The sequence below is a fragment of the Bacillus sp. FSL R9-9834 genome, from assembly GCF_038006905.1.
GTDB lineage: Bacteria > Bacillota > Bacilli > Bacillales > Bacillaceae_G > Bacillus_A > Bacillus_A pacificus.
In genome coordinates, this window is sequence record NZ_JBBOWD010000001.1 from 3,747,843 (window position 1) to 3,765,190 (window position 17,348).

At 34.2% G+C, this 17,348-nt stretch carries 36 protein-coding genes; 1 reads left to right on the plus strand and 35 read right to left on the minus strand.

Annotated features, from left to right (window positions below):
* Positions 1-70: 70 nt before the first annotated feature.
* The 32 genes from MKY00_RS19305 to MKY00_RS19460 form a co-directional block, all read right to left on the minus strand.
* A complete protein-coding gene (locus MKY00_RS19305) occupies positions 71-1,765 on the minus strand; it encodes a terminase large subunit (protein WP_016718352.1) in 1,695 nt (564 codons plus the stop codon).
* Complete coding sequence (locus MKY00_RS19310; protein WP_029141185.1) at positions 1,762-2,271, minus strand: phage terminase small subunit P27 family; 510 nt, start codon at positions 2,269-2,271, stop codon at positions 1,762-1,764. The genes MKY00_RS19305 and MKY00_RS19310 overlap by 4 nt, the downstream gene beginning before the upstream one ends.
* A 129-nt stretch (positions 2,272-2,400) precedes the next feature.
* On the minus strand, positions 2,401-2,778 hold the full coding sequence (locus MKY00_RS19315) for an HNH endonuclease (RefSeq protein WP_074543762.1): 378 nt from the start codon (positions 2,776-2,778) through the stop codon (positions 2,401-2,403).
* The gene (locus tag MKY00_RS19320) at positions 2,768-3,118 is read right to left on the minus strand and encodes a hypothetical protein (RefSeq protein ID WP_016718353.1); all 351 of its coding nucleotides are present in this window, start codon (positions 3,116-3,118) and stop codon (positions 2,768-2,770) included. Before MKY00_RS19320 ends, MKY00_RS19315 begins: the two co-directional genes overlap by 11 nt.
* On the minus strand, positions 3,115-3,369 hold the full coding sequence (locus MKY00_RS19325) for a hypothetical protein (protein ID WP_016718354.1): 255 nt from the start codon (positions 3,367-3,369) through the stop codon (positions 3,115-3,117). The genes MKY00_RS19320 and MKY00_RS19325 overlap by 4 nt, the downstream gene beginning before the upstream one ends.
* Before the next feature lie 13 nt (positions 3,370-3,382).
* Positions 3,383-3,607 (minus strand): hypothetical protein, encoded by a 225-nt coding sequence (locus tag MKY00_RS19330; RefSeq protein WP_016718355.1) that lies wholly within the window; start codon positions 3,605-3,607, stop codon positions 3,383-3,385.
* A gap of 132 nt (positions 3,608-3,739) precedes the next feature.
* Positions 3,740-3,952, minus strand: coding sequence for a hypothetical protein (locus MKY00_RS19335; protein WP_016718356.1), 213 nt, complete (start codon positions 3,950-3,952; stop codon positions 3,740-3,742).
* A 16-nt stretch (positions 3,953-3,968) separates the two neighbouring features.
* The gene (locus MKY00_RS19340) at positions 3,969-4,214 is read right to left on the minus strand and encodes a hypothetical protein (protein WP_000003258.1); all 246 of its coding nucleotides are present in this window, start codon (positions 4,212-4,214) and stop codon (positions 3,969-3,971) included.
* Between the two features lie 28 nt (positions 4,215-4,242).
* On the minus strand, positions 4,243-4,473 hold the full coding sequence (locus MKY00_RS19345; RefSeq protein ID WP_001085620.1) for a hypothetical protein: 231 nt from the start codon (positions 4,471-4,473) through the stop codon (positions 4,243-4,245).
* A gap of 64 nt (positions 4,474-4,537) precedes the next feature.
* The gene (locus tag MKY00_RS19350; protein ID WP_012580599.1) at positions 4,538-4,720 is read right to left on the minus strand and encodes a hypothetical protein; all 183 of its coding nucleotides are present in this window, start codon (positions 4,718-4,720) and stop codon (positions 4,538-4,540) included.
* 326 nt (positions 4,721-5,046) lie between these two features.
* The gene (locus MKY00_RS19355) at positions 5,047-5,589 is read right to left on the minus strand and encodes a site-specific integrase (RefSeq protein ID WP_016718357.1); all 543 of its coding nucleotides are present in this window, start codon (positions 5,587-5,589) and stop codon (positions 5,047-5,049) included.
* Positions 5,589-6,071 (minus strand): ArpU family phage packaging/lysis transcriptional regulator, encoded by a 483-nt coding sequence (locus MKY00_RS19360; RefSeq protein ID WP_016718358.1) that lies wholly within the window; start codon positions 6,069-6,071, stop codon positions 5,589-5,591. Before MKY00_RS19360 ends, MKY00_RS19355 begins: the two co-directional genes overlap by 1 nt.
* A 27-nt stretch (positions 6,072-6,098) precedes the next feature.
* Positions 6,099-6,269: a hypothetical protein gene (locus MKY00_RS19365; protein ID WP_016718359.1), complete on the minus strand. Its 171-nt coding sequence runs from the start codon at positions 6,267-6,269 to the stop codon at positions 6,099-6,101.
* Between the two features lie 115 nt (positions 6,270-6,384).
* The gene (locus MKY00_RS19370; RefSeq protein ID WP_000645582.1) at positions 6,385-6,507 is read right to left on the minus strand and encodes a DUF3983 domain-containing protein; all 123 of its coding nucleotides are present in this window, start codon (positions 6,505-6,507) and stop codon (positions 6,385-6,387) included.
* 17 nt (positions 6,508-6,524) lie between these two features.
* Complete coding sequence (locus MKY00_RS19375) at positions 6,525-6,698, minus strand: hypothetical protein (protein WP_016718360.1); 174 nt, start codon at positions 6,696-6,698, stop codon at positions 6,525-6,527.
* 39 nt (positions 6,699-6,737) lie between these two features.
* Entirely contained in the window at positions 6,738-6,956 is a 219-nt protein-coding gene (locus MKY00_RS19380) for a hypothetical protein (RefSeq protein ID WP_016718361.1), read from the minus strand.
* A gap of 17 nt (positions 6,957-6,973) precedes the next feature.
* Complete coding sequence (locus MKY00_RS19385) at positions 6,974-7,222, minus strand: helix-turn-helix transcriptional regulator (protein WP_016718362.1); 249 nt, start codon at positions 7,220-7,222, stop codon at positions 6,974-6,976.
* 210 nt (positions 7,223-7,432) lie between these two features.
* Positions 7,433-7,744: a hypothetical protein gene (locus MKY00_RS19390; RefSeq protein ID WP_061182770.1), complete on the minus strand. Its 312-nt coding sequence runs from the start codon at positions 7,742-7,744 to the stop codon at positions 7,433-7,435.
* Between the two features lie 97 nt (positions 7,745-7,841).
* Positions 7,842-8,105: a hypothetical protein gene (locus MKY00_RS19395; protein WP_016718364.1), complete on the minus strand. Its 264-nt coding sequence runs from the start codon at positions 8,103-8,105 to the stop codon at positions 7,842-7,844.
* Positions 8,106-8,138: 33 nt separating this feature from the next.
* Positions 8,139-8,894: a DNA cytosine methyltransferase gene (locus MKY00_RS19400; protein ID WP_016718365.1), complete on the minus strand. Its 756-nt coding sequence runs from the start codon at positions 8,892-8,894 to the stop codon at positions 8,139-8,141.
* A gap of 777 nt (positions 8,895-9,671) precedes the next feature.
* Positions 9,672-10,217, minus strand: a complete 546-nt coding sequence (locus MKY00_RS19405) for a hypothetical protein (RefSeq protein WP_001030638.1) — start codon at positions 10,215-10,217, stop codon at positions 9,672-9,674.
* Between the two features lie 506 nt (positions 10,218-10,723).
* Entirely contained in the window at positions 10,724-11,206 is a 483-nt protein-coding gene (locus MKY00_RS19410; RefSeq protein ID WP_016718366.1) for a nucleoside triphosphate pyrophosphohydrolase family protein, read from the minus strand.
* A gap of 15 nt (positions 11,207-11,221) precedes the next feature.
* Positions 11,222-11,641, minus strand: a complete 420-nt coding sequence (locus MKY00_RS19415; protein ID WP_016718367.1) for a hypothetical protein — start codon at positions 11,639-11,641, stop codon at positions 11,222-11,224.
* 12 nt (positions 11,642-11,653) lie between these two features.
* The gene (locus MKY00_RS19420; protein ID WP_016718368.1) at positions 11,654-11,908 is read right to left on the minus strand and encodes a hypothetical protein; all 255 of its coding nucleotides are present in this window, start codon (positions 11,906-11,908) and stop codon (positions 11,654-11,656) included.
* Between the two features lie 14 nt (positions 11,909-11,922).
* Positions 11,923-12,096: a DUF3954 domain-containing protein gene (locus tag MKY00_RS19425; RefSeq protein WP_000805174.1), complete on the minus strand. Its 174-nt coding sequence runs from the start codon at positions 12,094-12,096 to the stop codon at positions 11,923-11,925.
* Positions 12,097-12,121: 25 nt separating this feature from the next.
* Positions 12,122-12,316 (minus strand): hypothetical protein, encoded by a 195-nt coding sequence (locus MKY00_RS19430; protein WP_016718369.1) that lies wholly within the window; start codon positions 12,314-12,316, stop codon positions 12,122-12,124.
* A gap of 14 nt (positions 12,317-12,330) precedes the next feature.
* Positions 12,331-13,134, minus strand: a complete 804-nt coding sequence (locus tag MKY00_RS19435) for an ATP-binding protein (RefSeq protein ID WP_029141186.1) — start codon at positions 13,132-13,134, stop codon at positions 12,331-12,333.
* Positions 13,103-13,915 carry a phage replisome organizer N-terminal domain-containing protein gene (locus MKY00_RS19440; protein WP_016718371.1) on the minus strand — a complete coding sequence of 271 codons (813 nt, stop codon included), beginning with the start codon at positions 13,913-13,915 and terminating at the stop codon, positions 13,103-13,105. Before MKY00_RS19440 ends, MKY00_RS19435 begins: the two co-directional genes overlap by 32 nt.
* Positions 13,916-13,920: 5 nt before the next feature.
* On the minus strand, positions 13,921-14,097 hold the full coding sequence (locus tag MKY00_RS19445) for a hypothetical protein (RefSeq protein ID WP_016718372.1): 177 nt from the start codon (positions 14,095-14,097) through the stop codon (positions 13,921-13,923).
* A 29-nt stretch (positions 14,098-14,126) separates the two neighbouring features.
* Positions 14,127-14,291: a hypothetical protein gene (locus tag MKY00_RS19450; protein WP_016718373.1), complete on the minus strand. Its 165-nt coding sequence runs from the start codon at positions 14,289-14,291 to the stop codon at positions 14,127-14,129.
* Positions 14,292-14,348: 57 nt separating this feature from the next.
* Complete coding sequence (locus tag MKY00_RS19455) at positions 14,349-14,549, minus strand: helix-turn-helix domain-containing protein (protein WP_016718374.1); 201 nt, start codon at positions 14,547-14,549, stop codon at positions 14,349-14,351.
* A gap of 108 nt (positions 14,550-14,657) precedes the next feature.
* The gene (locus MKY00_RS19460) at positions 14,658-14,852 is read right to left on the minus strand and encodes a helix-turn-helix domain-containing protein (protein WP_000935436.1); all 195 of its coding nucleotides are present in this window, start codon (positions 14,850-14,852) and stop codon (positions 14,658-14,660) included.
* 169 nt (positions 14,853-15,021) lie between these two features.
* Here MKY00_RS19460 and MKY00_RS19465 point away from each other — a divergent pair, with 169 nt between their 5' ends.
* Entirely contained in the window at positions 15,022-15,378 is a 357-nt protein-coding gene (locus MKY00_RS19465) for a helix-turn-helix domain-containing protein (protein WP_016718375.1), read from the plus strand.
* Here MKY00_RS19465 and MKY00_RS19470 read toward each other — a convergent pair.
* The 3 genes from MKY00_RS19470 to MKY00_RS19480 all read right to left on the minus strand — a co-directional run bounded on the left by MKY00_RS19470 (position 15,375) and on the right by MKY00_RS19480 (position 16,981).
* Positions 15,375-15,557, minus strand: coding sequence for a hypothetical protein (locus tag MKY00_RS19470; protein ID WP_016718376.1), 183 nt, complete (start codon positions 15,555-15,557; stop codon positions 15,375-15,377). The two genes, MKY00_RS19465 and MKY00_RS19470, sit on opposite strands and share 4 nt — an antisense overlap.
* 142 nt (positions 15,558-15,699) lie before the next feature.
* Complete coding sequence (locus tag MKY00_RS19475) at positions 15,700-15,834, minus strand: hypothetical protein (RefSeq protein WP_016718377.1); 135 nt, start codon at positions 15,832-15,834, stop codon at positions 15,700-15,702.
* 1 nt (position 15,835) lies between these two features.
* Positions 15,836-16,981, minus strand: a complete 1,146-nt coding sequence (locus tag MKY00_RS19480; RefSeq protein ID WP_016718378.1) for an AimR family lysis-lysogeny pheromone receptor — start codon at positions 16,979-16,981, stop codon at positions 15,836-15,838.
* Between the last annotated feature and the right edge of the window lie 367 nt (positions 16,982-17,348).

A 17,348-nucleotide genomic window follows, 5' to 3' on the forward strand; every position in this document is an offset into this window, starting at 1 on the left:
CAACCCTGAAACAAATAAAATATCATCTAAAATACTAAAAAAGAATCTTAAAAACCGCATGTAATTCCTCCTAGAATGAGAAATTTTGACTTAAAATATATGAATTTAAATCCATCTCACCAGAATTGAGCATACAGCGAACGTGTGAGTTAATTACAGCCGCTATCGGGTCAATTCTTTCTGTTGCCTTTGACTTGTCCAACATAATGTTTTCGTTGGCATCTTGTTTAGTAACTGCATTTCCAATTGCCCAATTCAACACTGGATTGTTATTATGAATAATTTTCTTTTGATACACTTGCTCACGAAAGTCTTTTGTGGGTCCTGATAAAGTAGCCATACCTTGTCGGATTTCTACAACTACATACCCTTCCGCTTCCATGTCTTGCATAAATTGAGTTGCATTCCATGGATCAGCACATATTTCCTTTATTTTAAAATCATTATCTGATTCCATAGTTTTTATATATTCTTTGACAAAATTATAGTCCACTACTGAACCAGGTGTTACAGTAATCCAACCTTGCTGCGCCCAAATGTCATATGGTACTTTATCTGTTTTCATTTTTTCGGATAAAGTATCCTCCGGTATAAAACTATGACTAATTACAATGTATTTTTCATCTTTCTTAAATTCAAAATCCACACTAGTCAAGTCAATTTTTGCTGATAAATCAGCCCCTACTGTGCATTCCATACCTTTTAATTCAGATAGCTCTATTACTTCATCACACTTATTCCATTTGGACATATCCATATAACCATTCTCTTTCCTGTTAACCCATATATTCATACGTTTTGTTAGAAAAGAGCGCATTTTTTCAGGGTTATCAAGAGCGACTTTTAAATCACTTCGTAGCTTCTTCATCCCAGCTTCATAAGTTGCTACTATTGGATTAGCTTTTATCCAATTAGTTTCATCCTTGATATCATCATCTTTATCAAGTTCACAAATAACAACAAAATACTCATCATTTTCCACACCTAAATCGTTTGGATCTAATATCCTCGAACAGTATTTATACTCCTTGTAACAAGGGCCATTGATATTAAATCCCGCTGTGGTGATAATGAACATCAATGTATTCTCACGTGCACCCATTCCTGAATCAATTACATCATAAATCTCGCTAGTATCATGAGCATGATATTCATCAACGATACCAAGCGATGGATTTGTACCATCACCAGTCTTTTTTGCTTCTTTAGAAAGTGGTGTTATTGTTGAACCACTTTTTATATGCGTGATTTTCCCATAAGAGTCCTTATATTTTTTAGATAACATATCACAAGCGCCTAGTTGTTTTAAAATATCATTGTACACAAGGCTTGATTGTTGTCTATCCCAACCAGCTATATAACATTCTTCTTGTTGGTCAGATAAAAAAGTTATATAAGAAGCAATAAGGGCCAAGAATTGCGATTTTGCATTTTTTCGTGCAAGTTCAATAAATACACGTAGAAAACGTCTATTATTTGTAGTTTTAATAAGAAAACAAAATATATTAGCTGCTACGAATAACTGAAAATCGGTTAATTCAATATATTGCCCTGCTAATACACCTTTAAAATGTTTAAATTGCTTGCACCACTCATAAAAATCATATAGCTGTTCAATATCAAAATAGAATGGACACTCATCCTCTTGTGTACGTTCTAAATCTCTTAAAAAACGCTCACAAGCCCATTTATGTTTCTTACAAGCCAATATGTTACCGTCCGAAATATCATAAACATATTGCATTAGTCTTTCTTCTAACCTCATACCCTATCACCAAACCGCTTTTCTGCATTGGTTTTAGGTTTGTCGTCACCCTTAGGTTTTGCCAAAGATGCTCTGGAACTTGGTGTTAACCCAAATTCAATTGCTAACGACTTCATTTGCTCATGCAATTGTTTCTTTTTAGTTAATAAAGGGTGTGGCACTTTATTGGTTTCAGCTGCTTTATTTGTGTACTCTACCATTAACCCTTCTTCACTAATAATTTTTGTACATTCAACATAATCAGAGTAGGCATCACAATAAGCCGCCAAAGCATTAATATCTACATTTGTAATAAGATCTAATTCCATTAATTCTTTAGAAATACGATTGAATTCTTTTTTAGCTACTGCATTTAACCAAGTTGGAGCTTTTATTCTATTCGTTTTCGGTTGAATACTCTGCTCAGCCTTCACTCGTTGTTCTATTTCCTGTTTAGTTAATCTGTTTTTATTACCTTCAAGTATTTGCAAATGAATCGGTTTCGCTTTTCGTCCCATGTGAACCACCTCCTTTAGTTGAACCCCCTTTTATGAAATAAAACGAATTTTTTGCACGGAAAGCTAGGCGGCGGTCTCCAGGGATTCGCCTTTTGCTTTTTCATGGTGGGGGGTTGTTTGTAAATTTTTTCTTTCCAATCATTTTCTGTTTTTCTTCTCGTCTTCTTTTGTTTTTTTGTTATGGCAAGCATGACAGAGTGTTTGTAAGTTAGTTGGTTCTAATCGTTTTGACCAATCTACTCGAATAGGTATGATGTGATCGACTACATCACCTATCTTAATGATGTCATTACTTCTACATTGAACACATAAACCATGATCTCTACGATAAATAAGCTCACGCATATCCTTCCACAATCTTGAGTTGTAGAATGAACGTGAGCTTTTGTTTCGTATGTACTTGTCATAGTATCTTGTGTTCTCTTGTACTTTATCTTGGTGCTTAATACAATACTTATCCCGTGTCAGTTCATTGCAACCTAATGACTTACACGGCTTGAATGGTTTACTTGGCATGTGTACCACCTGACGCTTTAGGTATTGTTATACCATTACATTTAGAACAACGATTACCAGCGCCTGTTACTATATCTATTGTTGATTCATCACCGCAATTAAAACATTCACACTTCATTTGGTTTCTATTCTTCCATTTATAAAACAACTTCGCTATATTAAACCCAAGAAGAATAATCCAGAAAGGAGCGAGACAAATGGTAAATGCAATAGAAATGATAAATGTACTTACTATATATACACCGTCATGTTTCTTTCGTTGTCCAACGTTTCTCGCAACTGGATACATTGTAATGGAACTATAAAGTAAACCAATAATAAGATAGGTTAATATCATCATTTACTTCCCTCCATCTTCTTCCTCAATCGTTTCATTTCATCCCCGATGGCCATATTCTTTTTATTAATCCGCTCATGACACTTAGCTATATCCGCTTGATGTTTACGAATCTTATCGTTCACATATGCAGCAACATGCTCATGGCCACAATGAGGACAAATATAGAAACACTTCTCAATTCCTTTTGGAAGCTGTGCTACTTGTGGTTGCATATCGTAATCTTCATTGCAGTTAGAACAGTAGACTTGCATTTATCCTCACTCCTTATTCTTCTAATAAACCCTGAATAAGCTTATTTATTACACTTACACTAGATTCTCTCATCTCATTTATTGTTGTATTATTAGCGATGTGTTCAGTTATTTCAACGAATTGTTCTAATGAATGTTCACTCGTACACTTCTCAAGATAATTCCCAAACTCATCTTCACCTAATGCCACATTAAACATACTAATAGCGACAGCTATCTCAGTCTTAGTTAATTCCATTATCTTCACTCTCCTTTAAAAGAATATTCCGATTATATATTTACAAATAAATACAAATTGTTATAATAAAGTTAACATTGCCATCAGGAAAAGTGATTCGCCCCCATGCGAGTTGCTTTTCCTTTTTTGTGGCTATTGTTTTAAAAATTCATTTATTGTTTTATTGAGCAAACTAACCATTGCTTCTCTTCTTTGCTTTGGTGTTGTGTTATCTTCCATCTCATTAAAGATAGGAAGCACACTTTCTAATTTTTGTTTATCGATACGCTCATTTACAAGATCTGTTCCTAACATCGAAATGAATGTGCTGATTATAACCGCTTGTTCTTGTTTAGTTAGTTTCATTTATTATCACCTCAGGTTAAAACCTTTCCTTAATTTCGATAAGCTCACTAACTTTTTGAGCTATCGTTTTACCATTTAAAACAACAGGTACTTCTATAAATAAAGGATTTATTTCATTCGTAAATCTACCCATAACACTTCCCAACTTCTCGAATGCTTCCACACATTCATTAACCGCGGCAGTCAATTCCTTAACGTTCTCTTTCGCTTCTTTTGTATCAACTTCTACCTTCACTGATAATGCGCTCTTTTGTTCACTCATTTTTCATCCTCCTTTATTAGCAACACTTTTATACAATTTGTTCTAATTCAATTTTTCCTTCTAAATAATAAATTAGATTCAATAACAATAATGCTTCTCCACTCTCCACACCGAGTTTATATTCAACTTCCTTTATCTTATCGGCGCATCCACTCTTAATCGCTTCTTCTCTTTTTACCACTGCTTCATATAGTTCCTTATTGTTCTTTTTAAGAACTTCATGAAGTACTTCCACAGTTAGAACTCGTTTCTTAGCCATCTTTTTTCATCCTCCTTCAAAATAAAAAAGCACCCGAATGGATGCTTTATGATTAATTATTTGTTTACACTTCAATTACGGTAAATGAAGTTTTATTCTTCTCCCAATTACCTAATGTCGTTATATTCATCTGCTGCAGCAATATTAAGTAACTGGAAGAAGAGCAAAAGCCCTTCTCCGCTTGCATAACATAATTTACAGTTGGATGTGAAATCAAGAAACAACTATTCATCCCATCTGCAACCATCGCCACCGGTTATGACGATCCATTTTCAATTATCAGGAATTTTGTGAGCAATGTTTTCCGCCATTTCTCACAATACAAATATATCACGTGAATTCCAAAACAACCGGCACATTTACTGCCAAAAAGCGGTCACGACTCTGCCACTTATTTTTATATTCTTCTCTTATTAATTTTATCTTAATGAGTTACCCATATCTTATATTGTGTGTAACTGAGCCATAAGCCACAGCCCTTGCTATCATTGATTTCATTTCACTTTCTCTTTTGAGTTACACAGTACGAAAATTATGAGTAACTGTATAAATTTAAAAAGAAAAAAGCAATGATTAGATTTTAAACCTAGTCATTGCTTTATCCATTGCATCTTGGTTTACACCTATGTAACGTAACGTGACCTTCTCTGATGAGTGATTGAATATCTCCATGAGTAATGCTATGTTTTTCGTTTGCATGTACATATGATACCCGTACGTCTTTCTCAGTGTATGTGTTCCTATTTCATCTAATCCAAACTCTGCCGCTGCCTCACTTAATATCTTATATGCCATACTACGACCAATAGGACGATTCTTACCTTGTCTACTTTGTAACAAATACTCATCATCTTCTCTTTCTTCAATGAACCATTTAAACTCTCTTTTCAATGCTGCAGTGATTTGTATTCGTTTCTGTTTTCCTGTCTTCTTTTCTCTCATAGAGATATGACTACCTTTGACATCTCCTACCTTCAATTTCAAAATGTCCGAGATTCTTAAGCCTGTATTGATTCCCATAATGAAGAGAATGTAATTACGCAAGCTCTTCTCCTTAAAATAATCTTTTAGCTGCTGTATTTGCTCTGGATCACGTATTGGTTGAACGAAATTCATTATTCATTACCTCCCGTTTCTTCTGTCTCGTAAACTTCTAATCCAAGTGCAAAAGCAAGTTTATAAAACGCCTTAGACTTCCAACGTCGATAAGTACGCTCTGACATCCCTATTTCGTTATAAACCATGTAATCACATACATCCTCTTCTTCTAAATAACGTTTATAAATAATATCCCTTTGGATAATTCCTGCACGTCCATTTCCTAATCGATTTAGAAACTGATCAATACGTAATGACATTCTTTCAAGCCACTCTTCTCGTTTGCTTTGTTGAATATTTGCTATAGCAACATCTTCTAATGGCTTACCAACTGTATGTGTAGGACCATGCTCACGTATTTCATAAGAAGGAGTGACTTTCATTTCTTTACGCATCATCCCAAATTGTCTATGTATACGTACGCTTTCCAACACACCTTCTAATTCCTCTTGTGTCGCTGTTCTATCAATTTTTGGTAAGAAAGATAATTGTTTAGTCATGTAAGACCACTCCTTTTTATTTTTGAATTACTTTTGTCTTAAAGCTCCACGTCTACGTTCATAACGCGGACCATGGATTCCCATTAACCCTTCAATATCACGAGTGCTTAACTTCTCTTTTCGTTTCTTTTTAGCTTTCTTTTTCTCTTGATTCGATTGCTTTTTCCACTCACGTAACTGATCCTTTAACCCCTTCATTTCCCCATCTCCCTTTTCAAAATAAAAAGGACACCTATTCGTAAAACAGCCATAATTGCTGCTTTCATGAATTGGTGTCCTCTAGTTTTCTAGCCGGACTATATTCTGTTTGCATTCACTTTAAAATACCAGCTTGTACAAAAATATTTCTCCAAGCTTTATTCACTTGATACTTTTCCACATCTTTTGCACGACGAGCAATTGCTTTTCGAATTTTTCTTTTCTTCAAAGCTTTCATTCTCTCAGCCTCACTTTCTATTTCATTAGTTCTTTGCAACCTTCAAGAAAGTCAATAACTTCCTGAACATGCTCCTTTGTTGCCATACTTTCCAATACGTATCCTGCATCGTTATAAACATTAACCTTATTTCCTGTGAACTCCATTCCACACATTCCATCTGCACCTAATAGCTTTACGTTATCTTCCATTCTTTTAACCTCACTTTCTATCCAAAGGATTATTTTGTTCTAAATTTTCCGCCCTCGTTTTTCTCGAAGTAATTGGTAATTACGTATAATGACGCCCTTAACGTTATTTCTTTCCTCTATATCATTGGCGATTGCAAATATCATATTTCTGTTCATTTTCTTAGTGATCGTTATTGTAGCGCTACTCTCATACTCACTTTTGTCTTTTTCATCATAAAAAGTGTAATTAATAAAATACTCACAATATCTTGCTCTCATTTCCCTCTACCTCCTTTTTAGTATCGAAAAGAAATATAACTCGGATCTACCACACTAGTTACAAATGATTTGCTATAAAAATACTTTGATTTAACATGAAATGTTCTGCATAGTACTTGTATTTGATTAAACGATGGGATAATTCTTGACCGCTCTATCTCAATCAACTTATTAATATCAACCTCTAACAATTCAGCAACTTGTCCTTGAGTCATTCCGAATAAATGCCGAAGTTCCGTTAACTTCTCACCGTTAAAATTACTCACAATATTTCGGTCCCTTCTGAATAAAACTCAATATTTCGTTAACACTATAGGTGAGGAATTTTTACATACCCGTTAATTCCTCCCTTTTTTTAAGGGTTGGGCAGTTAGTTTCCGCTAGCTGTCCTTTATTCATTTGAATAATTAGCATAACTTTGTGCATACTATCTATAAGCTGCTTTCTTAACAGTGTTGGCAGCCCGGAATCTTTTGTCAAAAGGAGTAGTTAGCTTTTGCTAGCTGCTCTTTTATTTTTTTTACAACATCTTTTGGGCAAGCACGTAAAATGTATGGCAATTCTCCTGTTTTAGATAAACCAAAGTCCCCTAATCTCGATACCATTACCACGGTATATTCTTCTCCTTTATAGAAAACTTTTTCACCTTTTAAAATACCGTTATAACCAACTATCCTGTTGTATCCATACATTGTTACACCTTTTAATTTCTTATCAAGTTCAATCATTGCAATTGTCTTAATACCATCATTATTCTCTTCTGCTTCATGCCACTTTATATCTTCCAATCTTTATTCCCCCTTGAATAAAGCCCAAAATCTTGGCCATACTATAAATAACACTTAATGATTGAACTTTCTTCTTAACGTTTCTTTCGTAGAGCAGTTAGCCTTTGCTAGCTGCTCTTTTATATTCCTGTAATTCCTTCTCGAGTCTTTCAATATGTTCATCCCTTATTTGAACATCATCTTTTAAAAACTCAATTTCCTCTTTAAGTTTCATCCGTTCGTTAAACAATTGGCGATATTCGTGTATAGATGAATCACGACTTGCTCTAAGAAGCCCAATTTCTTTATTCCTCTGTTTAAGCTGCTTTACAGCATGATCGAAATCAGCTTTTAATAATTGATACTTTGTAGAGCCTTTCATCCTAGCACCTCATTTCTCTACAAAATGAAATTTTTATAATAAACCTTCAATCTTGGCTATCGCTTCAAATATCGGATAGATCTGTTGTGGCACCACCGCATTACCCAGAAACCTCAATCTATCTTCGTCCAATCTTGTGGCAGTCCCATCATCCATTCCACAAATTGAGGGTTGATTTTCTTCCCAATATGTTCTGGAAAGTGTTCCCCTATTGACCCCGGCAATGTTTTCCCGTGGCTGCCGTTTGCTTCTGAAGGGCACAACTCTCGGATCGGCTTGTAATTTTGACTTGTCGTTGGAGTGGCCAACAATAAATGTCCGGTATCTTTGATGTGGCGCCCCGACACTGACAGCCGGTAATACGAACGTCCTTGTCGAGTAGTTTTCTTCTTCCAAGTCGGAGAGCACGGTGTCCAAGCCCATTGTGACGTGTCCAGCAACATTTTCTCCAACAAACCAAGTGGGTCCGAGTTCTCTGATGAGTCGGAAGACTTCTGGCCATAACCATCTTTCGTCTTCTGCACCTTTTCTCTTTCCGGCCATGCTTTCTCCCTGACAGGGATATCCTGCTGAAATAACTCCAATTGAATCAACGTCAACACCTCCATCTAGTAATGATTGTTTCGTAAGTTTATATAAATCCGGGAAAATAGGAATGTTAGGATAGTTCTTTCTAAGTACTTTCTGATTGAACTCTTCTATTTCGCAAAAGGCTGCTGTATCAATCCCAGCCCAATCCGCTGCCATGCTTATTCCTGCAATTCCCGAACATAGATCTAACATTTTCATACCCTATTCCCCTTTGTTTTAAAATAGCGTTTTTATAAAAAACTTTTCACCTTTTCATCAGACAAGCATATATTATTGTGTAGGGCACTCCAGTCCATACGTTCAAACCTTTTAGTCTAGAAGCACACTTATATGTGTGCTCTTTTTTTATTTATTTTCAAATAACGATTTTGTTCACTTTTTCGTCACATATATAACGATCTCAATATGTTAGAATATAAAAGTCCTTTTTTTAGTATTATTCTCAAAAAAGTCCTAGTCCCCTAGGACCTTTTTTATTTTAAATAAAGATTTTATTTTAATTTTTTAAAATCCCGATTTGTGATAGAATAAGCCCATATCAATCTTTTTACTTTCACTTTAAAGATGATACTTCGCTTTTGGCCCTAGTTTGTAGGGCCTCTTTTTAACTAAACAAAGATTTTGTTAAAATCCCACTTGCCTCTTTTCTTTAATGACATGCTCCATAACTCCAAGTAAGGCATACAATATAAAAAATTACTCGTGAAAATCTGATTACGATTTTTTAGATTTTCTATATCTCATAAGACATTCACCTACCTTACTAAGGGTGCATATAAAAATGCACTCTTTTTATTTATTGTTAAATAAGGATTTTGTTTAAATTTCTTTAACCTTATTAATTCCTTTGCATAAAGTATTATCACAAGAAATTCAATAAGTGCTCCGGTCTAGTTACCTTGAATTTCTTGCAAACCTTGTGGGAAGAATCCGTTTATAACAAACGGATTCTTTTATTTATCCATCATAAAATAACTATTTTGTACTAATTAACTCCCAATCAAATGTTTCTAATATATTCAACAATCGTTCCACTTTTGGTGCTCTCCAAGCCGTCATAGCGTAAGTATGTGCTTTTGAAGTATAGTGGTAGTGATTTAGTTTAAGATGATTTTTCGCTTCTTCTTTTGTTAAAAACATTGTGTCAGGAACAATGAAACCTTCTTCTTTCATAAAAGCTGTATCAAAGTAACCATCATTATTTAAATTACTTTCTACATACTCCCATAACTCATCGAATCTCTCGCCTTCATCATACACAAGCACCCTTAATCCCTGGTCTTCATCAATTTCTACACTGTAATATTCCACCAAGAACTCTTTCAAATCACTAAACTTATGAAAAGTAACATGATCACCATCATTAAAGAATCGTTCATCTTCCCCACTGTCGTATTTTTCACTAGCTGGAACCATTCGATAATCTTTAATAACCCAAAACCGTGGCGATGCATTTCCGTCAGTTTCCTGTGTTTTTAATTCCTGCTGCAACTCTTTTAAAAATTGAATATCCTTGTTCATTTCCCATTCCCCTTTACGAATAATCTTTTTTACATTACACATACTATCCTCAAGCCAGTTACACTCTTTTAAAACGGAGACTTCCCCTCCGTACTGTTTAGGCACACGGCAGGTAACTTAGTCAACTACCTGCCATTTTCTATTCAAATAACGCTTTTGTTTAGTTTTTAAAAACCTATGCTAACGCAATCAAAACACCGATATAGAGGTCTATTTTTATATGTCCAATAATTTATTCCGTATAATTTACTGACATCCACCTTATTCCCGCAAATATCGCACTTTTTCACTTTTGTAAGTCTCCACCTTTGTTTCTTCATCCATAACTCCTCCGTTTTTATACAAAATTCAAATTTTATATTAATTTTTTATAAAGATTGATAAAATATATTCCCTTCACCCAAAAACCCTTATATACTAAAAGTGCAAATGTTATATTTGCCAACATTCCATTTTTTTGTACGACAACCTTTTGATTGAAGGCTAGGTGAAATCCTAGCCTTTTTTCATTTCACATCAACACGGTTTTGACTTGCTTCCCGACTAAATCCATCCGGATATCTTTTAGCTAGTTTTGCAATATTCATTTCAGCAATATCTTGTAACGTATATCCCAGTTCGTGCGCCATAATTGATACATAATACATAATGTCTCCAAGTTCTAAAGCTAATTTATAAGTGTTTCCATCCTCCTCTCCTGGACAATGCGATGGTTGGAAACCATGTCCATGATAAATTGCTTTTTTAACAATATCAGCAACTTCACCAGCTTCTCCTGTAAGCCCTAAAGCTGCATTTGAAACACGTCCTCCAAAATCAGTTTTGTTATTCCAAGTACGTAAAGTTGCTTCCTGATAATCGTTTAATTCACCGATTGATAAAATGCTTGCAATCTGTAAAACCGTAGCTTCTTTTATAACCTGTTCACCTTTTCTTGCTTCACTAATTAATTTAGTTGCTTCCAATACACCGTTTTCCATAACTTTCATTTTCATCTACTCCTCTTAACTAATATTTTTATTTTTGGACTTAGCTGGTGTTGTAGCTGCTTTTAACGGGTCCCATCCATAACTCAATCTAGATCTGAAAGTACTTACACTTATGCCATTGGATTCAGCAATCTTAACAAGTTCCTTCCTGTCCATTTGTTTACGCGTCGGAATACTTGCCGCATCTTTAGGATCCCAACCATTATTTACCCTGCTATAAAAAGTACTTGAATTAATTCCATTTTTTTCAGCTAACTTTAGCCATTTATTGTGTTTCCCCTCGCCCATATGCCAATATGTTCTTGGTGGTGTCGTTAATGCTTCTTGCAATTCCCAACCGTATCTGTACATCCTCATGTAAAGAACTCTTCTACTAATACCATTTGATTCAGCTTGTTTATATTCCTCATCAGTTAACCAACGATTGAAAGCCATCAATTTCCCCTCCTAATCGAGTGCCAAAAATTCGGCTCTGTTACGGTTCGAATAAGTTATCCTAATCTTCTGAATACCTTTCCCATGCTCTTCTATAGCTGCATTCCAAGCTTCAACTTCAGTCTTAGCATCAAAACAATCCATCTTTTGCCGTTCTTCTTTATCGTAAAAATGGACTTCATAGCTTGGATTCAAAAACTTTTCACTGGTACTTATCGCGTCATAGTTGAAACTACCCATAACATCATCAATAGTTAATTGCTTCATAATCGCATCCCCAGTTATTTTATTTTTTCCGTGATGGTAGTTGATACACGATCAACTTTCCCACCTTGCCAAGTGATTACTTGTTCCCCAAACCCTGTTACTGGAGGATTCAGTGGAGTAACTTCACCATTTTTAACCACATAAATTTTATTATCAGTAACATCGATTTCAACTTTCGTAGGCTTCATACGACTGAAATCCTCCTTTTTCTTGTTAGCTAACTTTTTGTTGCTGTTTACGTCGTAATTCTTGTTTCATTGATTCGAATTTTATTAACCATGCTTGCCAACGCCTATCATTTTCTGCTTGCTGTTGCTTTGCTACTTCACAATTACAACCGTTCGTTTCAATTACACCTGGATAAGTTTCTTTACGAATGATGCCTGTATTACGACATGATACACACATGCTTATTCCTCCTTTTATGCTTCTACAAATCTTTGTAAACGTTGCTTCGCTATCTCTCTTCTATAACTCGCAGCTTCATTTTTTACAGTTAGACTTGTTTCAACCATTCGGTCATATGAACGTTTACCAACTTGATGTTTCAATTCTTTTGGTTCTAAATTACTCGTATACAGAGTAGGAAGTTCTTTTCTGTACCGACCATCAATGATATTGAACAATTTTTCTTCTACCCACTCCGTAGTTTTTTCTGCCCCAATATCATCTAATATAAGTAAGTCGCATTCTAAAAGAGCTCTCATAATTTGTGTTTCATTTTCTTTGTTTTCACTATTGAATGTGCTGCGAATACGTTGTAATAATTCTGGAACGCTTTGAAATACAACAATGTATCCTTTTTTAGAAAGTTCATTTACTATCGCGGCTGCTAAATGTGTTTTACCATTACCAGGTTCTCCCCAAAGTAGTAACGATTCACCTTTCCACTCTTTAAACGTCTTCACGTATTTCACTGCAACTTTATAAGCTGTCTCTGATCCATTTCTATCTAGAAACGATTCAAACGTACTTTTGGAGAACCTTTCTCCTAAGTTACTGATGCTGAACAACTTTTCTATTTCTCGTTTTTTAGCAAAATTTTGAGCTTCACGTATTTTTGCTTCTTCACGTTCTACAACACACTCACATGTAGGAAGTATTTTATTTTTGATACGTAACTGCGGAACTTCTATAGTAATTGCTGCGATATATTTATTACAATGTTCACATGTATACCCTTCCGTTTCTTCACTACAAGCCGATGTATTCACTATCCGAGTCATCACTCTTCCGATTGATTCCGACACGCTTTTTCACTCCTTTTTTAGGTTGTTGATTTAAATACTCTTCAAATTTATTCCCAAATAGGGTGGAAGGTCTTAAGTATTGGTTGTATTCTTCATTTTCAATCCAATGTGAAGCTTTGATATTAATTACCTTTTTGAAATCATCTACATTAAAACCTTGGTTAAACCGAGCTTTAATCAAATCTCTCGTTTTCTTGGTTGATACTCGATACGAAGTATTACAAGTTTCGTTGAGATAGGTTACTATCTCGACAATATATTTATTAATATCTTTTTCTAATTCTAATTCTTTTTCTAATTCTTCTTCTTTGTCCGTTTCATTACCGTTACCTGTAACGTTACAATCGTTACCCCCGTTTAATAACGCTTGTTTTTTTCTTTCACGATGTGCCGCTACACGCTTTTTGGTATCTTCTCGAATCTTATCAAGGCCTGTTAAACTTTGATGTTTACCCCAATTTGATATGCTAATGAATTGGTTATCATCAATCTCAATCATCCCGAATTGTTTAAATGTTTGTAGAGCATATCTTACGGTTTGCAATGGTCTATTAAAAATAGTAGCTAGCATTTCTTCTGTATAAGGAATGTTTTCATTTAAAAAGATGTAACCATTAGCGTTTGTTTTTCCAGCTTGAGCGAGTAATTTAATCCAAATAATTAATAAAGTGTCTGCTTCAGGCATACTTTCAATTAATTTGATTTTTTCATCCTCAAACATGTTTGTAGTTAACTTGATCCATTTAACTTCCGACAACTTATTTACCTCCTTGTACAAACCGCCACATATGCTTGTCCCCTTTTGATAATTCGTTGAATTTCGTAATGCGGATAACCATTTTTGAAATACTGTTCGATCATCTTCTTTAGTTCACCCTTGCTCTCTGCTAAGTCCCAAAATTTATTAGGTAATAGCACTTGATATTCGATTAAATCCATGTACTATTTCCCTACTTTCCGTGATATACTTATAACAATTGTTTTTTCTTAAAGGACCCACTGCCATGGGTCTTTTTATTTTGTTCTACGTCACTCCAAGCCCATCGTTTTATTGGTTCGTAAGTAATGTAAAGCAACCATATACTGCATGCGATAAACATTGCGAATACTACTAACGATGTTGTATCTTCCACTAAATCACCTCCCTTATTTATCAAACGATAATTTTGTTACAAATCTGGAATTCTGTTTTAACTAGCATTTGTCCCCACCTTTTGTGCTTCTACCCATTTAAGAAAATCTTCCGCTTTAACGCGTTTGCTTTTTCCAATTACGATTGTTGGGAAATCCTCTCTCTTCATGAGTGCGTATGCGGCTGATCGAGAAATATTTAAGAACTCCTGTACATCATCTACTTTCAGTGAAAATGGTAGTTGTTTAATTTGGTACATGTTTTTTCACTCCAATCATTTTTTTAGTTTAAATATGGATACACTATCTTATAGCGTCGCCCTTATTTGTAGTCCATAGGGCGACTTGAGTTGTAAAAAAAATCTCTCTCACTTTATTAAATCACTAATCGATACACCATAAAGTTCCGAAAGTTTTTTTAATTTCTCTACCGATAATCCTGATTCTCCTTTTTCAACGTTATGATAAGAACGTTTGAATTTCAGACCTAAAGCCTTTGAAACGTATTCTAAAGAATAACCATTTTTTTGTCTTAGAGATTTAATTCGTTGTGTATTTAGCATTTTAAGTCACCACCTTCAACTTCTAAACTTAGTATAACCAAAAGTAGCCCTAAAGGCAACTTTTTATTTTAAAAAATTTATTTTTTTATTTTTACGTTGCCATTAGGGCTACTCATTGTTACATTTAAACTAGATACTTTTTTACAAGTAGCGCGAAAGGATGTTATAGATGAATATCATAGGGGAGAGAATATTCGAGTTAAGAAAAGAACGAAGACTAACACAAGAAAAAATAGGCGAAAATATCGGTGTCAGCAAGCAAACTATTTCCAAATATGAAAAAGGGACAAAAATCCCCTCACGCGAGAACATTGAAAAATTAGCTAATTTCTTCAATGTTCCCATTGATTACTTATTCGGGAAAAGCGATAATTCCATTAAAAGTAGCAATAACATAAAAGAAATATTTGAAAGTGATGAATTGCATTGGGATGGAAGAAAGCTGTCTCCTGAGGAGATCGAAAGCGTCAAAGCGCTTTTAGAAGTAGCTATCCAAAGAATGTTAAAACAAGAAAAAAAGGATTAGCATGAGGCTAGTCCTTTTTTTGGTTCCATTTGCTGCATGACTTCCCTTAATTCATTATCAGTAATGAATCCTTGTTTATGTATTTCTTTCAAAGCATGAAGAGTGTCATTTTCTGAGACTTTATCCCCTAATAAATATTTAATCATGGATTTTATTTTTTCTTCACCACTTACTAACAATACGAACTCCTCCATCCCAATAATTATGTGATTCTTTTAACAAACTGTGCATTTTTGTAACGTTTTTCAAAAATGCATACCCCTTAAAAAGCACTCAAGACGCTACTTAATAGTAGCGTCTTGAAAAATAATTTATAAATTTTTAATGAGTTCCTGGATCAACCATTAGATATGTAGTTTCTGCTTTACTTGAATGTGCTTGTGAAGTATCTTTGTTTTGTTCAACTGCTCCTAGTAGTCCTAAAACACATACCATTGTAAGAATAATTTTTTTCAACCTACTTCACTCCCTCTTTAATTAAAAGACGTGTTACCAAATTCGAATAGAATACATTCCCATTATTAGCGAATTTTTCTAAAGCCTCTTTGAGAACCATTATATCATTTCTATCTACAAAAAATAAATAATATAATTTAAATGCAGACAAAGTTTTTCCTTGTCTTTTTAAGTCTTCAAAATAAGCTCTAGCTTTAACTCCTGAACCAAATTTAGCATCAAAGAAAGCTTTTTCCGCTTCTCCTACAAAATCCCAATCTATTTTATCTACATTTATTCCATACTCAATTCGCAAAAAAGCTAATGTGCTATGAACTGCACGATACATTTTACTATAAGTAGTAATACCTAATTTTTTTATTAACTTTAGGCTTTCCAAAAAGTACGTTTCTGCCTGAAAAGGATTTTCAAATATAAATGACTCCCCTAAGCAACTCAACGCTTTAGCCTTTATAACTGAATCTTCCGGGGCAGATTTTATTATACTATTACAAATGTCCCTGCATTCTTTTGTTTTATTACTAAACAAATTAATATGAGACTTACGATCATCATGTTGCAAATCCAAATGTTTTTTTATAAATGCATTCTCTACTAATGGTAAGTTTTGATCGATCTTTTTAGAATACGGGACCATAGCCATGAAATTACTACTATCATACAGCGCAAACCCATGTAACATGTCTACTATTATTTGATAGTCAACATTTTTAGAGTATGGTAATTCATCTAATTTCCTTTTTAATTCTTCTCCTTCTAACTTGTTCAAATTTCTTTGATTGTATAAATCATACAAATGTAGATATTTGTTTATTTTCCCTTTTTTATCGCTGCTAATATGTTTTTTTATTAATTTTTTCATTAGTTGATACTCACCGACTGTTTGGCAGTAAGACAGTGCCTTTTTTATGTTTAAATCACTCTCGCAAAGCAATATAAATTCTCTAATTTTCTTTCTACGTTCTGTCCAATTTGGATACAAGTCGGGAGCAATTAATAAGAATGACTCTAACTTCATTTCTTTAATTTTCCCATTTAAAATCCTATTAAGATTAGTTCTATCAATCTCTGCTTTTTTTGCTAATGTACCAATATCCAACTTAAGATAATTGATATGCTCCTGTAAGTTCTTAATAAAGCTCTTCATTCTAAAATTCCCTCCCAAATCAGAACCCAAAACATATCCCTTTTTTCTCAATAGGAAAATGAATCATAATTTTCTTTATACTTATGAAGTATGCTATACTATGTACTGACTCATGGAAACTTTCCCTATCTAGGCTAGGGTTAAATGTTATAGTTGTGTGGCCTCACATCTATAACACCGTGGGTCTTTTTTTATTCATTCTTTCACTAAATTCAGTTTATCATAAGATTTAGAATGTTCGTTCTGATTGTGGTCAAATCATGTTGAGAAAGTTGTTTTCAAAAATTCTATTTTTCACTAAGAATATTTTACCATCAAAAGAACATTTGTTCTATATATTTTTACCGAAATGTCAATTTGTGTGATA

Coding starts and splice junctions, on each gene's coding strand:
- MKY00_RS19405 (WP_001030638.1), bottom strand. CDS start 10,217: ATGAACAAGGATATTCAATTTTTAAAAGAGTTGCAGCAGGAATTAAAA.
- MKY00_RS19365 (WP_016718359.1), bottom strand. CDS start 6,269: ATGAAGGGGTTAAAGGATCAGTTACGTGAGTGGAAAAAGCAATCGAAT.
- MKY00_RS19400 (WP_016718365.1), bottom strand. CDS start 8,894: ATGAAAATGTTAGATCTATGTTCGGGAATTGCAGGAATAAGCATGGCA.
- MKY00_RS19370 (WP_000645582.1), bottom strand. CDS start 6,507: ATGAAAGCTTTGAAGAAAAGAAAAATTCGAAAAGCAATTGCTCGTCGT.
- MKY00_RS19415 (WP_016718367.1), bottom strand. CDS start 11,641: ATGGCTTTCAATCGTTGGTTAACTGATGAGGAATATAAACAAGCTGAA.
- MKY00_RS19380 (WP_016718361.1), bottom strand. CDS start 6,956: ATGAGAGCAAGATATTGTGAGTATTTTATTAATTACACTTTTTATGAT.
- MKY00_RS19335 (WP_016718356.1), bottom strand. CDS start 3,952: ATGAAACTAACTAAACAAGAACAAGCGGTTATAATCAGCACATTCATT.
- MKY00_RS19375 (WP_016718360.1), bottom strand. CDS start 6,698: ATGGAAGATAACGTAAAGCTATTAGGTGCAGATGGAATGTGTGGAATG.
- MKY00_RS19305 (WP_016718352.1), bottom strand. CDS start 1,765: ATGAGGTTAGAAGAAAGACTAATGCAATATGTTTATGATATTTCGGAC.
- MKY00_RS19340 (WP_000003258.1), bottom strand. CDS start 4,214: ATGAGTGAACAAAAGAGCGCATTATCAGTGAAGGTAGAAGTTGATACA.
- MKY00_RS19320 (WP_016718353.1), bottom strand. CDS start 3,118: ATGATGATATTAACCTATCTTATTATTGGTTTACTTTATAGTTCCATT.
- MKY00_RS19435 (WP_029141186.1), bottom strand. CDS start 13,134: ATGACTCGGATAGTGAATACATCGGCTTGTAGTGAAGAAACGGAAGGG.
- MKY00_RS19395 (WP_016718364.1), bottom strand. CDS start 8,105: ATGAAAGGCTCTACAAAGTATCAATTATTAAAAGCTGATTTCGATCAT.
- MKY00_RS19420 (WP_016718368.1), bottom strand. CDS start 11,908: ATGAAGCAATTAACTATTGATGATGTTATGGGTAGTTTCAACTATGAC.
- MKY00_RS19465 (WP_016718375.1), top strand. CDS start 15,022: ATGAATATCATAGGGGAGAGAATATTCGAGTTAAGAAAAGAACGAAGA.
- MKY00_RS19355 (WP_016718357.1), bottom strand. CDS start 5,589: ATGAATTTCGTTCAACCAATACGTGATCCAGAGCAAATACAGCAGCTA.
- MKY00_RS19480 (WP_016718378.1), bottom strand. CDS start 16,981: ATGAAGAGCTTTATTAAGAACTTACAGGAGCATATCAATTATCTTAAG.
- MKY00_RS19425 (WP_000805174.1), bottom strand. CDS start 12,096: ATGAAGCCTACGAAAGTTGAAATCGATGTTACTGATAATAAAATTTAT.
- MKY00_RS19350 (WP_012580599.1), bottom strand. CDS start 4,720: ATGGTTGCAGATGGGATGAATAGTTGTTTCTTGATTTCACATCCAACT.
- MKY00_RS19460 (WP_000935436.1), bottom strand. CDS start 14,852: ATGCTAAATACACAACGAATTAAATCTCTAAGACAAAAAAATGGTTAT.
- MKY00_RS19330 (WP_016718355.1), bottom strand. CDS start 3,607: ATGGAATTAACTAAGACTGAGATAGCTGTCGCTATTAGTATGTTTAAT.
- MKY00_RS19455 (WP_016718374.1), bottom strand. CDS start 14,549: ATGTACCAAATTAAACAACTACCATTTTCACTGAAAGTAGATGATGTA.
- MKY00_RS19360 (WP_016718358.1), bottom strand. CDS start 6,071: ATGACTAAACAATTATCTTTCTTACCAAAAATTGATAGAACAGCGACA.
- MKY00_RS19325 (WP_016718354.1), bottom strand. CDS start 3,369: ATGCAAGTCTACTGTTCTAACTGCAATGAAGATTACGATATGCAACCA.
- MKY00_RS19430 (WP_016718369.1), bottom strand. CDS start 12,316: ATGTGTGTATCATGTCGTAATACAGGCATCATTCGTAAAGAAACTTAT.
- MKY00_RS19410 (WP_016718366.1), bottom strand. CDS start 11,206: ATGAAAGTTATGGAAAACGGTGTATTGGAAGCAACTAAATTAATTAGT.
- MKY00_RS19315 (WP_074543762.1), bottom strand. CDS start 2,778: ATGCCAAGTAAACCATTCAAGCCGTGTAAGTCATTAGGTTGCAATGAA.
- MKY00_RS19345 (WP_001085620.1), bottom strand. CDS start 4,473: ATGGCTAAGAAACGAGTTCTAACTGTGGAAGTACTTCATGAAGTTCTT.
- MKY00_RS19445 (WP_016718372.1), bottom strand. CDS start 14,097: ATGGATTTAATCGAATATCAAGTGCTATTACCTAATAAATTTTGGGAC.